General features: G+C 74.1%; 11 protein-coding genes. 6 read left to right on the top strand and 5 right to left on the bottom strand.

The annotated features are described in order from the left end of the window. Positions 1-91 precede the first annotated feature (91 nt). The gene (locus ACYVJE_RS11245; RefSeq protein ID WP_459158995.1) at positions 92-1,003 is read right to left on the bottom strand and encodes a maleylpyruvate isomerase N-terminal domain-containing protein; all 912 of its coding nucleotides are present in this window, start codon (positions 1,001-1,003) and stop codon (positions 92-94) included. Continuing rightward, positions 1,000-1,458, bottom strand: a complete 459-nt coding sequence (locus ACYVJE_RS11240; protein ID WP_461144399.1) for an SAV_6107 family HEPN domain-containing protein — start codon at positions 1,456-1,458, stop codon at positions 1,000-1,002. The genes ACYVJE_RS11245 and ACYVJE_RS11240 overlap by 4 nt, the downstream gene beginning before the upstream one ends. 301 nt (positions 1,459-1,759) lie before the next feature. Between ACYVJE_RS11240 and ACYVJE_RS11235 the strand changes: the two genes are divergently transcribed. Then, positions 1,760-2,335 carry a GNAT family N-acetyltransferase gene (locus ACYVJE_RS11235; RefSeq protein ID WP_459158993.1) on the top strand — a complete coding sequence of 192 codons (576 nt, stop codon included), beginning with the start codon at positions 1,760-1,762 and terminating at the stop codon, positions 2,333-2,335. Between the two features lie 166 nt (positions 2,336-2,501). Here ACYVJE_RS11235 and ACYVJE_RS11230 read toward each other — a convergent pair whose 3' ends face one another. Further along, positions 2,502-4,184 carry a DUF885 domain-containing protein gene (locus tag ACYVJE_RS11230; RefSeq protein ID WP_461144398.1) on the bottom strand — a complete coding sequence of 561 codons (1,683 nt, stop codon included), beginning with the start codon at positions 4,182-4,184 and terminating at the stop codon, positions 2,502-2,504. 154 nt (positions 4,185-4,338) lie between these two features. Here ACYVJE_RS11230 and ACYVJE_RS11225 point away from each other — a divergent pair, with 154 nt between their 5' ends. From ACYVJE_RS11225 to crtI, 3 genes are all read left to right on the top strand, one after another. Further along, on the top strand, positions 4,339-5,052 hold the full coding sequence (locus tag ACYVJE_RS11225; RefSeq protein ID WP_461144397.1) for a DUF3153 domain-containing protein: 714 nt from the start codon (positions 4,339-4,341) through the stop codon (positions 5,050-5,052). A gap of 90 nt (positions 5,053-5,142) precedes the next feature. Further along, the gene (locus ACYVJE_RS11220) at positions 5,143-6,273 is read left to right on the top strand and encodes a polyprenyl synthetase family protein (protein ID WP_461144396.1); all 1,131 of its coding nucleotides are present in this window, start codon (positions 5,143-5,145) and stop codon (positions 6,271-6,273) included. 5 nt (positions 6,274-6,278) lie between these two features. After that, positions 6,279-7,769 carry a phytoene desaturase family protein gene (gene crtI, locus ACYVJE_RS11215; protein ID WP_461144500.1) on the top strand — a complete coding sequence of 497 codons (1,491 nt, stop codon included), beginning with the start codon at positions 6,279-6,281 and terminating at the stop codon, positions 7,767-7,769. A gap of 151 nt (positions 7,770-7,920) precedes the next feature. On the opposite strand, the gene ACYVJE_RS11210 is transcribed toward crtI, so the two are convergent. Continuing rightward, positions 7,921-8,286 (bottom strand): Rv2175c family DNA-binding protein, encoded by a 366-nt coding sequence (locus ACYVJE_RS11210; protein WP_459158989.1) that lies wholly within the window; start codon positions 8,284-8,286, stop codon positions 7,921-7,923. Between the two features lie 237 nt (positions 8,287-8,523). On the opposite strand from ACYVJE_RS11210, the gene pknB reads away from it, so the two are divergent. Both pknB and mptB read left to right on the top strand, forming a co-directional pair. Then, a complete protein-coding gene (pknB, locus tag ACYVJE_RS11205; RefSeq protein WP_461144395.1) occupies positions 8,524-10,497 on the top strand; it encodes a Stk1 family PASTA domain-containing Ser/Thr kinase in 1,974 nt (657 codons plus the stop codon). 187 nt (positions 10,498-10,684) lie between these two features. Beyond that, positions 10,685-12,310, top strand: a complete 1,626-nt coding sequence (gene mptB / locus ACYVJE_RS11200; protein WP_461144394.1) for a polyprenol phosphomannose-dependent alpha 1,6 mannosyltransferase MptB — start codon at positions 10,685-10,687, stop codon at positions 12,308-12,310. 102 nt (positions 12,311-12,412) lie between these two features. Here the strand turns inward: mptB and ACYVJE_RS11195 are convergent, their stop codons facing one another. Further along, entirely contained in the window at positions 12,413-13,813 is a 1,401-nt protein-coding gene (locus ACYVJE_RS11195; RefSeq protein ID WP_459159943.1) for a class II 3-deoxy-7-phosphoheptulonate synthase, read from the bottom strand. Between the last annotated feature and the right edge of the window lie 28 nt (positions 13,814-13,841).

Here is a 13,841-nt window from a genome sequence, read left to right as displayed (position 1 = left end):
ACTGCTCCCGGCTCCGGGATTCCGGAGAGCGCCCCGGATCGGACCCGTGACCGGCACAGCGCACCGGCGCGGCGTTCAGGAGCGGTCCTGGTCAGGACACGCCGTGCGTGGACAGCCGGAGAAGCCCCCACAGCTGAGCCGTGGCCCGCACGTCCCCGGCGATGGTCACCGCCCGGTCCGGCAGGCGTCCCCACAACCACAGGTAGACACGATCCGGATCACCCGTGACCACCGCATCCGCACCACGTGGGCACTCCCGTGGTGGCCACAGCGCGACACCGCGCTCATCCGCGCAGGCCATCCAACTGTTGCCCGGGGTGCGCACGTGCACCGCGCAGGGGTGCGTACCGGCCATGCCGAGCACGGGCAGCCGGTGGGCGAACCACAGCCGCAGCACCTCGTCGATGCCGTCCTCGGCGATCGCGGTGGGCACGGGACCGTGTCCTTCACCGGTGGCCGACTCCACGTCGACGCGCCCGAGGAGCGTGGCATGGGTCAGTCGCCGCAGCCAGAAGCGGACCGTGCCGTCCGCGGGCCACCAGGTGGAGCACGATTCCCACGGCGAGCGGGTCCCGAATTCGGCCAGCAGCGCCGCCAAGCGGTCGACGAACCGCTCCACCGGGGCGGCCACGTCCGTGCGCCCAGGGGTGACCTGCTCCGGGGTGGCCTGCGCTGATGCGGTCCGCTGCCGCGTGTCCAACCGGCCCAGTGCCGCGTCGTACTCGCCGACCAGGTGCCGGACCGTCTCACCGGCCGTTCTCCCGGAAGCCCCGGAGACCGGTGCCTCCTCCCGGCACCGCCGCGCGCTGTCGGCGAAGGCGCGCCCCTCCTTGCCGAGGGTTTCACGCAGCCCCTCGGGGGTGGGAGCGCGCGCCGCGCACGACAGCGGGCCCAGCCGGTCCGTGCTCTCAGCGCGCCGTGCGGACCCGGTGCATCCGTCCCCGCCCCGCCCGGGCGGTAGGAGGCCCTCCTTCGCCCCCGCGTGCGCGTGCCCCGGGCTCACGACAGCACCTCCAGCAGGCTGCGCTCGGCGACGGCGAGGAACTCACCCGAGCGGAGCTGCAGCTCCTCGGCTTCCTCCCCGGAGATGCGGGCCCCCGCTTCCACCGCGGCCCTGCGCTCCGAGCGCGCGGCGAAGTAGCCGGCCCACTCGCGCAGCTCGGGGACCGCCTCGGTCAGCAGCGACCACACGCTGGCGGGTTTCGCGCTCGTGCGGTACCGGGAGCGCGCCAGGACCAGCGCCGTTGCCGCGCGGAACGCAGCGATGTGCGCCTCCACGTACCGCTGCTCGGCGGTCTCGGCGTCCTGGGCGAGTTCGCAGCAGTTGCGCGCTTGGGCGAGCAGGGACAGCGGCCCCGAGGGGCACGCGGCGTGCCGCGGTGCGCCCACCGGCCGTTCGGAATTCCGCTGCACGGGGATCAGCGGCGGTTGGGTGGCGGATTCGAGCGATGACGCCATGACAGACCTCCAGACGGATACTCCTGCTCACGGACTTCGACTCACGAAGGAGGCGCCGGCTCACGAAGGAAGCACCGACTCGCGAAGAAAGCCGTTCGAATGTCCGTTCGACATGTTCGACTGTAGATCTCCGCCGACCGCGGTTCAAGGCGTTTTCGATCGCCAGTTCGAGTGAGCGTTCGACTGCCCGTTCGAACGGCACCCGGTTCGAGCGGACGCGGCCGGGAAGCGCACCGCGCCCCGGTTCTCCCCACCCGGCGGCGCTCCCCACGCGGCGGCGAGAAGCGCTAGTGTGCGGGCCGTGACCGCCGCACCATCCCCACGCTGCGCCAGGCTCGCGGAGTTCTCCGCGCACGACCTCCGCGCCCGGCTGGCCGAAGCGCTGTCGCTGTACATCGCCGCGATGAACTACCCCGAGGCCACGGCCCAGCAGCGCGCCCCGATGTGGACCGCGCACATGCTGCGCCCCGGCTGGCGCTGCATCGGTGCGGTCAGCGACGAGGACGAGCTCGTCGGCATCGGCTACGGCTACCTCGGAACCCCCGGCCAGTGGTGGCACGAGCAGGTGCGCCGGGGGATGGTGCACGCGGGGCTCTCCCCGGAGGGGTGGCTCGACGACTACTTCGAGCTCACCGAGCTGCACGTGCGCCCGGACTGGCAGGGCTCCGGACTCGGCGAGGACGTCGCCCGCCGGCTGCTGTCCCCCGCGCCCGCGGCGGCGGTGCTGCTGTCCACCCCGGAGGGACCGACGCGCGCGTGGCGGCTGTACCGGCGCATGGGGTTCCAGGACGTGCTGCGCCAGCACCGGTTCGCCGGGGACCCGCGCCCCTTCGCCGTGCTCGGCCGCTCGCTGCCGTGCGAGGACGCCGAGCAGTAGCACCGCACCCGCCGGTGCGCCCAGGCGAGCTGGCGGAGCACCAGCGGGTGGTCCGCGGCCTCCGCCCGCGCACCACCCGCGGCGGGAGCCCGCACCGGACGGCGCTCGCGCGAGTCCCGCCGCGGTGGCCCGGCGCGCGGTGTCCCCGCCGCCCGGTGGCGCCGGATCAGATCCGCGCGAGCTGCTCGCGCAACGTGTCCAGCCCCATCGGCCCGAGCTCGAGCGCCCGGCGGTGGAACTCCTTGCGGCTGAAGGACGCCCCGTGGCGTTGGTGCGCCTCGTCCCGGGCGGCGCGCCACAACCGCTCCCCGAGCTTGTACGAGGGGGCCTGCCCCGGCCAACCCAAGTAGCGGTCGACCTCGTCGCGGACGTGCTCCGGATCGGCCACGGTGCGCTGCAGCAGGAACTCCCGACCGAGCTCGGGCGTCCAGTGCTCCCCCTCGTGGAACCCGGTCCCGCGGGGGATCTCCAGCTCCAGGTGCATGCCGATGTCCACGACCACCCGGGCGGCGCGGAACAGCTGCTCGTTGAGCATGCCCAGCAGGTACGCCGGGTCCTGCAGGTAACCGAGCTCGCGCATGAGCCGCTCGGCGTACAGCGCCCACCCCTCGCCGTGGGCCGAGACGAAGCACGCCAGCCGCTGGAACCTGTTGAGCCGCTGCGCCTCGTGCACCGCCGTGCCCACCTGCAGGTGGTGCCCCGGAACGCCTTCGTGGTAGACGACCGGGACTTCGCGCCACACCGGGAACTCGGTGCGGTCCTGCGGGAGCGACCACCACATCCGCCCGGGGCGCTGGAAGTCCTCGGTGGGGCCGGTGTAGTACGCCCCGACCCCGCCGCCCGGCGGCGCGATGCGGCACTCGAGGGTGCGCAGCGGTTCCGGGATGTCGAACTCCACGCCGGCCAGCTCGCCGATCGCCGTGTCGGCGAGCTGCTGCATCCAGTCCCGCAGCGCGTCCTGCCCGCGGATCCGGTAGCGCTCGTCCTCGTCGAGCGCACGCGCGACCTCGGCGACCGAGGAGCCGCTGCTGATGCCGTCGACCAGCTCGCGCATCTCCCCCTCGAGCGCGGTGAACTCGGCCCAACCCCACTCGTAGGCCTCGCGCAGGTCGAGGCGCGCCCCGAGGAAGTACCGCGACCACAACCGGTAGCGCTGCTCGCCGACCGCGTCCTTGGCCGGCGCCTGCGGCAGCAGCTCGGTGCGGAGGAACTCGGCCAGGTCCCCGTAGGCGCCGGCGGCGAGCTCCGCGCCGCGCTCGAGTTCCCGGTGCAGCGCGGGCTCCTGCTGCCCGGCGCGGTTGATCATCGCGGCGAAGAAGGACTCCGAACCGTCCTTGCCGGACCAGGTGTCGCACTGCTCGGCGACCCGGCGGACCTGGCGCGCCGCGGCCACGTCACCCCCGCGGGCCGCCTCGCGCAGGCTCGCGCACAACCCTCCGACGGCCTCGGGCATCGCCGCGAGCCGCCGCGCGATGGTGCGCCACTGCTCCGGGGTGTCCCCGGGCATGAGGTCGAAGACCTGGCGCAGGTCCTGCACGGGGCTGGCGATCACGTTCAGCGCGGACATGTCCGCACCGGACTCGTGCAGTTCGACGTCCAGGCCGACGCGCTCCCGGAACACGGCCTGCGCCACGCGTTCGCCCTCCTCGCGCGGTTCGGCGCCGCTGACGCGGGCGAGCGCGCGCTTGGCGAGGTCGGCGCGGGCGCGGTGGCCGTCCGGGGAGTAGTCGGTGAGCCTGTCCTCGCCACCGGAGATGCCGAGCGCGGTGCCCGCGATCGGGTCGAGCGCCACCAGATCCGCCACGTACTGGTCACTCTCGGCATGGATGCCGTCACGATCAACTGCCATGCGGACACGCTACCGCGCGGCGGCGCCGCGAGCGCGGTCTTCTCCGCCGCAGGTGCGAGCGCTTCGCCGGAATGCTCCCGCGCTGGGCACCGGGGTTCACCGGCGCGTGGCGAGCACCCGGCGAAGCCGGCGGCCTCGTGCCACTCTCAGTTCCGTGGACACCACGAACCGCCGCCGGCGTCCGCGGGGTGCGCGCACCGCGCTGCTCGTGGCGCTGCTCGTCGCGGCGACCGTCGCGCTCACCGGCTGCCTGCACCTGAGCGCGTCGATCAACATCACCGACGACGACCGCGTTTCCGGCGAACTGCGCGTTTCCACGCGAACGGCCGCCGGGCAGGAACCGTTCCGGGTGGAGCCGCCGCCGCACCTGGCCGACCGGGTGACCGTCGAGCCCTACACCACCGAGGGGCGGCAAGGATCGCACCTGTCCTTCCACGACCTGACCTTCCACGAGGTCGAGACCCTCGCCAAGGAGCTGAGCCCGAGCGAATCGCGCTACGAGGTCACGCTGCGGCGGAACGGCACGCTCGTCGACGCCAACGCGCGGGTGGACCTGACCCCGCTGGCCAACACCAACTCCTCGGTGCTCGTGCGGATCAGCGCGCCGGGGCAGATCACCAACAGCAACGGGCAGGAGAGCGCGGGAACGGTGACCTGGAACCTCGAGCCCGGCGAGGTCACGCACATGGCGGTGACCTACCAGTACTCGAGCTCGGCCGTCGGGCCGTGGACGTTCTGGGCCGCGGTCGTGGGGCTGGGCACGCTGGGCGTGGCGGTGCTCGTCGGACTGCTGGCGCTGCGGACGCACCTGCACACCCGCGTCTCCCCGGAGGGAGCCGCTGGTGCGGTACCGGAGTCGCGGTCGTGACTCCGAGCGGTCGCGCAGCGCAGCGGGTTCGGCACTGCTCCGGACCGCCCCCGCCGACCGCGTGACGCGCGTATCGCGGAGGATGGAACCGTGTCCGTCCCCCGCACCGAACCCGTCCCCGACGGCCCGCCGCGCGGCGTCGGCTACGACGACGACCTGCCCGAGCACGTGCACCGCGCGCTGACCGACTACCTGCAGCGGCGCGTGCGCGAGGTGGCCGAGTTCAGCGAGGCCTTCCGGGACGCCGCCGCCGAGCTGGACGGCTTCGTCCTCGGCGGTGGGAAGCGCCTGCGGCCCACGTTCGCCTGGTGGGGGTGGCGCGCCGTCGGCGGTGCGGCGCACGGACCCGCCGCTGCGGCGATGCTGCGGGCCGCCAGCTCCCTCGAACTGCTGCAGGCGTGCGCGCTCGTGCACGACGACCTCATCGACGACTCCGACACGCGGCGCGGCAACCCGACGGTGCACCGGGCGTTCGCGCGCCACCACCGGGAGGCGGAGCACGCCGGGCGGCCCGAGCAGTTCGGGATGACCGCCGCGGTGCTGCTCGGTGACCTGGCGCTGACCTGGTCCGACGACATGTTCTTCGACGCCGGCCTGGAGGCCGGTGCGCTGCGCCGCGGCATGCGCCCGTGGCAGGCGATGCGCACGGAGGTGCTCGGCGGGCAGTACCTGGACGTGCTGGGCCAGGCCGGCGAGGACGAGTCCGCCGCGGCCGCGCTGCGCGTGTGCGCGCTCAAGTCGGCCTCGTACACGGTGCAGCGGCCGCTGGAGCTGGGCGCGGAGATCGCCGGCGGCACCCCGGAGGCGGTGGCGGCGCTGCGCCGCTTCGGTTCCGACATCGGCGTGGCCTTCCAACTGCGCGACGACCTGCTCGGGGTCTTCGGCGACCCCGCGGTGACCGGCAAACCCGCCGGAGACGACCTCCGCGAGGGCAAGCGGACCGTGCTCGTGGCCGAAGCGTTCGACCAGGCGCAGCAGCGCGGTGACACCGCCGCTGCGGAGGAGCTGCGCTCCGCGCTCGGCGACCCGGAGCTGACCGGGGCCGGTGTGCGGCGCGTGCGGGAGCTGCTGCACCGCGTCGGAGCCGACGCGGCGGTGGAGCGGCGGATCAGCGAGCTCACGGGTTCGGCGATGCACGCCCTGCGCAGCGCCGACCTGGCCGAGCCCGCCGCGACCCGGTTGGCGGAACTGGCGGTGACGGTCACCGATCGGGCCCGGTGACGCGCGTGCGCGCGGTGGCCGGTCCGACCGACCGGGTGGTGGTCATCGGCGCCGGGCTCGCCGGCCTGGCGGCGGCGCTGCACCTGGCCGGGACCGGCCGGGAGGTCACCGTGGTGGAGCGCGCCGCGGTCCCCGGCGGCCGGGCCGGGCGGGAGGAGCGCGGCGGTTACCGCATCGACACCGGACCGACCGTGGTGACGATGCCGGATCTGCTCGACGAAGCGCTGGCCGCGGTGGGCGACTCGCTGCGCGAGCGGGTGGAGCTGGTGCCGCTGCACCCCGCCTACCGGGCGCGGTTCGCCGACGGCAGCGCCCTCGACGTGCACAGCGACGCCGAAGCGATGGAGGAGGAGGTGCGGCGGTTCGCCGGACCTCGCGAGGCGCGCGGGTACCGGCGGCTGCGCCGCTGGCTGACCGCGATGTACCGGGCGGAGCGGGACCGGTTCATCGACGCGAACTTTGACTCGGCGGCCGACCTGCTGCGGCCGGAGCTGGCCCGCGTCGCCTGGCTGGGCGGGTTCGGACGGCTCGAGCGCGCCGTGCGGCGCTTCCTGTCCGATCCGCGCGTGGTGCGCGTGTTCTCGTTCCAGGCGCTCTACGCGGGGTTGAGCCCGCAGCGGGCGCTGGCGCTGTACTCGGCGATCCCCTACATGGACACGGTGGGCGGCGTGTGGTTCCCCCGCGGCGGGACACACGCCCTGCCGCGGGCCCTGGCCGAGGCGGCTGCCGGAGCGGGGGTGCGGTTCCGGTTCGGCGAGGAGGTCACCGGGCTGGAGCGCCGGGGCGCTCGGGTCGCGGCGCTGCGCACCACGACCGGCCGCCTGCCCGCCGACGCCGTGGTCAGCACCGCCGACCTGCCGGAGACGTGGCGGCTGCTGGGAGGGGCGCCGCGGCGCGAGCCCACCTGGGCGCACTCGGCCGTGGTGTGGCACGTGGGCAGCGGCGCCCCGCTGACGGACGCGCACCACACGATCTCGTTCGGCGCGGCGTGGTCGGGCACGTTCGCGGAGCTGAGCCGCGGGCGGCTCATGAGCGATCCCTCGCTGCTGGTGACGCGGCCGACGGCCACCGATGCGGCGCTCGCCCCCGCAGGCCGCGAGCTGCAGTACGTGCTCGCGCCGTGCCCGAACCTGCGGAGCGGTGCGATCGACTGGGACCGCGTCGGCCCCGCCTACCGGGACGAGCTGGCGGGAACGCTGCGGCGCCGCGGGTTCCTCGCGGACGGCGACGAACCCGAGACCCTGTCGCTGGTGACCCCGGCGGACTGGGCCGCGCGGGGGTTCGCGGCGGGCACCCCGTTCTCCGCGGCGCACACGTTCGCGCAGACCGGTCCGTTCCGGCAGCGCAACCTGGCGCGCGGGTGGGACAACGTCGTGCTCGCCGGTTCCGGCACGACGCCCGGCGTCGGCGTGCCCTCGGTGTTGCTGTCCGGCAAGCACGCGGCGCAGCGGATCACCGGGCAGAGCAGCACCGGGCAGCGCGCCACCGGCGGCTGACCGGCGCGGCCGGCACCCGGGCTGCGGTGCAGCCGCGGGGGTACTCCCCCGCGCGGGAGCGGGCACGTCGCCCACCCCCGCGCGGGGCCGTTCCGACTTCACCGCAGCGCCACCGGCCCGCACCACCGGGGGCGGAGCCGGCGCGGAGCGCTCAGAAGCCCATGGCCTGGGCCCGCCTCTTGACCTCGCGTCCCCGGTTCTCGCACAGCGCCTGGATGGGGCTGCCGGGGAGGGTGTCGTCCTCGGTGAACAGCCACCGCAAGATCTCGTCGGGGTGGTACCCGGCGTCGCTGAGCAACGTGATCGTGCCGGGGAGCCCCTTGACGATGCCGTCCTCGGTGAGGAAAGCGGCCGGGACGCTCAGCTCGCCGTCGCGGCGCATGGCGAGCAGCTGACCCTCGCGGATCAACTGGTGCACCCGGGTGACCGGTCGGTTGAATCGCTTCGCCACTTCGGGGATCGGGATGAGCTCCACCTCGGGAGCGAGTACATCCGGAGCTGCAGGAATCGCACTCACGTGAACCACGATGCCACACCGCCCCCGAACCTGCGTTGCACCGGACGGGCTACACCGCGGGCCGCCCCTCCTGGATCGTGGCACCGGACACGGACCAGTGAACCGCGCCGCCTACGATCGATCCCGTGATCGGAGAGCAGACCGGTTCCGCGTGCCGCGGCGCAGGCGCACAGCGTCCGTCGTGCCCTGGCTCACCTGCCACAATCGGCCGGACACGACGACTCGGGTTGGCGACACATGGCTTCTGAGGAAGATTCCGGACGCAACGGGTCCGCGTCGTTGCTCGGCTCCCTGCTGGAAGGCCGGTACCGGGTGGACGAGGTGCTCGCGCGCGGCGGCATGTCCACCGTCTACACCGGTGTGGACACGCGCCTGGATCGCCCCGTGGCGATCAAGGTGATGGACTCCCAGCACTCCGGGGACCGCTCCTTCGTGGAACGCTTCGAGCGGGAAGCGCGCACCGCGGCCCGGCTCGACCACCCGAACATCGTCGCCGTCTACGACCAGGGCGTGGACCGCAGCCCCGCGGGCGACCACGTGTTCCTGGTGATGCAGCTGGTGCGCGGCTGCACCCTGCGCGACCTCATCCAGCAGCACGGCCGCCTGTCGCTGCCGGTGGCGCTGAGCGTGCTGGAACCGGTGCTGTCCGCCCTGGGCGCGGCGCACCAGGCGGGCATGGTGCACCGCGACGTGAAGCCGGAGAACGTGCTGATCGGCACGGACGGGACCGTGCACGTGGCCGACTTCGGCCTGGTGCGGGCCGCCGCCTCCGCGGGCACCACCAGCGGCGGCGTCATCCTCGGCACGGTCGCCTACCTCTCGCCCGAGCAGGTCACCACCGGCGACGCGGACCCGCGCAGCGACGTGTACGCGGCCGGGGTGGTGCTCCACGAGATGCTCACCGGCCAGCCGCCGTACGTCGCCGACAACGCGCTGTCGGTCGCCTACCGGCACGTCAACGAGGACATGCCCCCGCCGGGGGAACAACTGCCCGACCTGCCACCGGCGGTGGACGCGCTGGCCGTGCGCGCCACCCGGCGCGATGCCGCGGAGCGGCCGGCCGACGCGGAGGCCTTCCGCACCGAGCTGGTCCGGCTGCGCCAGGACCTGGGCATCGCCCCGGTGCCCGTGCCGGTGCCCACCGATGCCGAGCGCACCGAGCGGATGACCCCGGCCGGACCGCCGCTGCGGGAGACGCGCGCCTACCACCCGGGGGCGGCGGACTCCCCCGGCCCGCGCGGGACGCGGGCGCTGTCCCGCCCGGCGCAGGAGGTGGGCGCGGACGCCGCGGACACGCGGGAGATCGCCGCGGTGGAGACCGGCCGCCGGCGCTGGCGCCGCAGCGGACTGCTGTGGGCCCTCGGGGTGCTGGTGCTGGTCGGCCTGCTCGGCGCCGGCGCGTTCTACCTCGGGGCGCGGCAACAGGTCGACGTGCCGCACGTGGCCGGCCAGCCGGAGCAGCAGGCCACCACCGCCCTCCGCGAGGCGGGGCTGCAGCCGGAGGTCACGCGGGAGCACAACGACGACACAGCGGAAGGTCTCGTGCTGCGCACCTCGCCGGAAGCCGGCTCGCGGGCCTCCGAGGGCGGTTCGGTGCGGGTCGTGGTCTCGCTGGGCAAACCGCAGGTACCGGAGATCGCACCGGGAACGAGCGTGACCGACGCGGAAAGCGCGCTGCGCGACGCGCAGCTGCGTCCGCAGCGGGCCGGCGAGGAGTACCACCGCACGGTTCCCGAGGGGCACGTCATCCGCGTGGATCCGCAGCCCGGCACGCGGCTGCCCTCCAGTGCCCAGGTGCAGCTCGTGGTCAGCAGGGGTCCGCGCCCGGTGCCGGTCCCGGACGTGTCGGGGGCCGCCCAGCAGGAGGCCTTCCAGGCGCTGCAGCAGGCCGGGTTCACGCCGTACGTGGCGGGCGAGGAGTTCAACGGCGACGTGGCGGGCGGTCACGTCATCCGCACCGACCCCGAGGGCGGCACGACCGTGCAGCAGTCGGGCGAGGCGCGCGTCGGCGTGGTGGTGTCCAACGCCGTGTCGGTGCCGAACTTCAACGGCAAGTCGGTGCAGCAGGCACAGCAGATGGCGGCCGAGGCGGGTCTGCAGCTGAAGGTGCGCAGCCTCTTCGACCGCGAGGGCGGGCTCGTGCTGGGACAGCTGCCCATGGCCGGGCAGCGCGTGGAACCCGGCTCGACCGTCTCGGTCAACGCGTTCTGACCGTCCGCGGAGCGCTCGCGGCGGCCACCGGTGTGTGACGTTGCTCGCGTCCCGGTGGTCGCCCGCGCCTGCGCGTCTCGCTGACCAGGCCGAACCCGATCTCGGCACGAACCGGGGCCACGCGGGCGTACCGCCGATGCCCTCATGATCGGGACGATATGGAACTATGGGGCACGTCATGGCCCCGATGAACTCCCCGACGCCGTTCCCCGAAGCCGCCGAGCCCCCGCCCCGCACCTCCCCGCTGCGGTGGCACGACCTGTTCCGCGGCCCCCTTCCGCTGCGCACGATCGCCCTGGGCGCGGCGGGCTCGCTGCTGGTGCTGCTGGGCTCGCTCGGAGCAGGTGGCACGCTCATGCGCGATCCGGTCCTCGGCGACGGGCCGCTGTCGCTGATCCGGTACGGGCACGGCCGGGAGCTCGCCCTCGCGGTCACCTACCTCGGTTTCGCGGTGCTGCTGTGGGCGTGGATCCGCCTCGGACGCGGGGTGCTGGCACACCTGGTCCCGGCCCGCGGCGTGCTGCTCGCCGGGGCCGCGTGGATGGCTCCGCTGCTCATCGCCCCGCCCCTGTTCACCCGGGACGTGTACAGCTACCTCGGCCAGGGGCTGCTGGTCGTGCACGGCCTCGATCCGTACGCCCTCGGTCCCGCCGTGCTCAACGGGCCGATCCCGGAGAACGTGCACCCCACCTGGCACACGACGCCCGCGCCGTACGGGCCGCTGTTCATCGCGATCTCCACGGTCATGGCCTGGGCCGTCGGCGAGCACGTGCTCGTGGGCGTGATCGCGTTCCGGTTGCTGGTGCTGCTCGGGCTGGTGCTGTTCGCGGCCGTGCTGCCGGGGCTGGTGCGCCACCTCGGCGGACGCCTGCCCGTGGCGCTGTGGATCGCGGTGGCCAGCCCGCTGACCGTCACGCAGCTCGTCGGGGGGCCGCACAACGACCTGCTCGTGGTCGGACTGCTCGCCGCGGGAGCACTGCTGGCGCTGCGCGGCTTCCACGTCAGCGCGGTGGCGGTGGTGACGGTGGCCATGGCGATCAAGGCGACCGCCGGAGTGCTGCTGCCGTTCCTCGTGTGGATCTGGGCCAGCAACCGCGAAGGCCCCCTGGGGTGGCGGTTCCTGCGCTCGGTGGTGCCGGCGCTGGGCGTCTTCGGAGCCGTGTTCGGCGCGTGCACGGCCGTCGCCGGTGTCGGGTTCGGCTGGCTGCCCGCCCTGTCCGCGCCCAGCATCATCGTCAACTACCTGTCGGTGCCCACCGGAGTCGGCCAGGCCGTGCACGGTCTCGTCTCGCTGTTCGCCGACGTCCCCGGCGCCGTGTTCATCGAGACCGGTCGCGCCCTCGGCATGCTCGCCCTGGCCGGAGTCCTCGTGCACCAGTGGTGGCAGGCCCGCAACGGCGGTGCCGAGGCGATCCGCCGCGCGGCGATCGCCCTGTGCGCGGCGGCGCTGCTCGGCCCGACCGTGCTGCCGTGGTACCTCAGCTGGTCGATGGCCCTGGCGTGCGCGCTGCCGTGGTCCAAGCGGGCGCTGACGGTCCTCGTGGGCGGGCAGGTGGTGCTCGTCCTCGCCTACTACCCCGATGGCGAGCAGGGGATGTTCAACTGGCCGTACATGGCCGGAGTGGTCGCGCTGGCGCTGCTGGCGGCCGCCTCCCTCCTCCGGTTCGACCCGCTGAACCTGCACGGGCCGCGTCCGGCGCGCGGCGACGCGAGCGCACCGGACGACGCGCACCCGGAGGCCGGCATCGCGCTCGACGAACCGGCCACCGCGGGGGCGGGCGAGCACACCGACCGGAGCTCACGGCGCGGCTGAGGCGCCGCGGCCGGGCCGGAGCCGCCCCCGCCCGGGAACGCGTACGCGCGACGACCGCATCCCCTGCGGGACGCGGCCGTCGCGCGCCGCTGCTCGGTCGGATCAGTTCCGCAGCATCTCCGCCACGAGGAACGCCAGCTCCAGCGACTGCTGGGTGTTCAGCCGCGGGTCGCAGGCGGTCTCGTACCGACCGCCGAGGTCGGTGTCGGAGATGTCCTGCGCCCCGCCGAGGCACTCGGTGACGTCCTCGCCGGTCAGCTCGATGTGCACGCCACCGGGATGGGTGCCCAGCTTGTGGTGCACCTCGAAGAAGCCCTGCACCTCGTCGACGACCCGGTCGAAGTGCCGCGTCTTGTAGCCGGTGCTGGACTCGTGGGTGTTGCCGTGCATCGGGTCGCACTGCCAGATCACGTCGTGCCCGGAGGCGCTGACCTTCTCCACGATGGCCGGGAGCACGTCGCGGACCTTGTCGTTGCCCATGCGGGTGACCAGCGTCAGCCGGCCCGCCTCGTGGTGCGGGTCGAGCCGCTCGACGTACTCCACGGCCTGCTCGGGCGTCGTGTCCGGGCCGATCTTCACGCCGATCGGGTTGGCCAGCAGCTCGGCGAAGGCGATGTGCGCGCCGTCGAGCTGCCGCGTCCGCTCCCCGACCCACAGGAAGTGGCCGGACAGGTCGTACAGCCGGGGCGTGCCGTCGCGGTTCTCCAGCCGCAGCATCGCCCGCTCGTAGTCGAGGACGAGCGCCTCGTGGCTGGCGTAGAACTCGACGGAGTGCAGGCTCGAGTCGTCGACGCCGCAAGCCGACATGAACCGCAGGGCGCGGTCGATCTCGGCGGCCACCGACTCGTAGCGCTCCCCCGCCGGGGAGTTGAGCACGAAGTCCTTGTTCCAGTCGTGCACCTTGGCCAGCGCGGCCATCCCGGCCCCGGTCAGCGCGCGGGAGAGGTTCATCGTCGCGCTCGCGTTGGCGTAGGCGCGGATGAGCCGGGACGGGTCGTGCTCGCGCGCCTTCTCGTCCGCGGCGAGCGAGTTGACCATGTCGCCGCGGTAGGCGGGCAGGCCGAGGGCGTCGGTGTCCTTGGACCGCGGCTTGGCGTACTGCCCGGCGAGCCGGCCGACCTTGACCACGGGCATGCTCGCGCCGTAGGTCAGCACCACGGCCATCTGCAGCAGCGTGCGGATGTTGCCGCGGATGTGCGGCTCCGTGTTGTCGGCGAAGGTCTCGGCGCAGTCACCCCCCTGCAGCAGGAACGCCTCACCGCGGGCCACGGCGGCGAGGTTGTCGCGCAGGCGGTCGACCTCGGACGCCACGGTGACCGGCGGTACGCTCTCCAGCACCCGCCGGACCTGCTGGGCCTGCTCCGGGTCCGGCCATCGCGGCTGCTGCGCTGCGGGCCGGGCGAGCGCGTCGTCGAGACGCGCCCGCAGCTCCGGCGGCAGCGGCGGGAGATCGGGGAGCTCGTCAACGGGTACGTCTACGGTCCAGTTCACGCACCCCAGAATAGGCGGCTCCGCCACGGATTTTTCACCC

The sequence above is a fragment of the Salinifilum aidingensis genome (genome assembly GCF_054782015.1).
The sequence above is the reverse complement of the archived record's forward strand: the minus strand, read 5'-3'. Positions and strand labels throughout refer to the sequence as shown.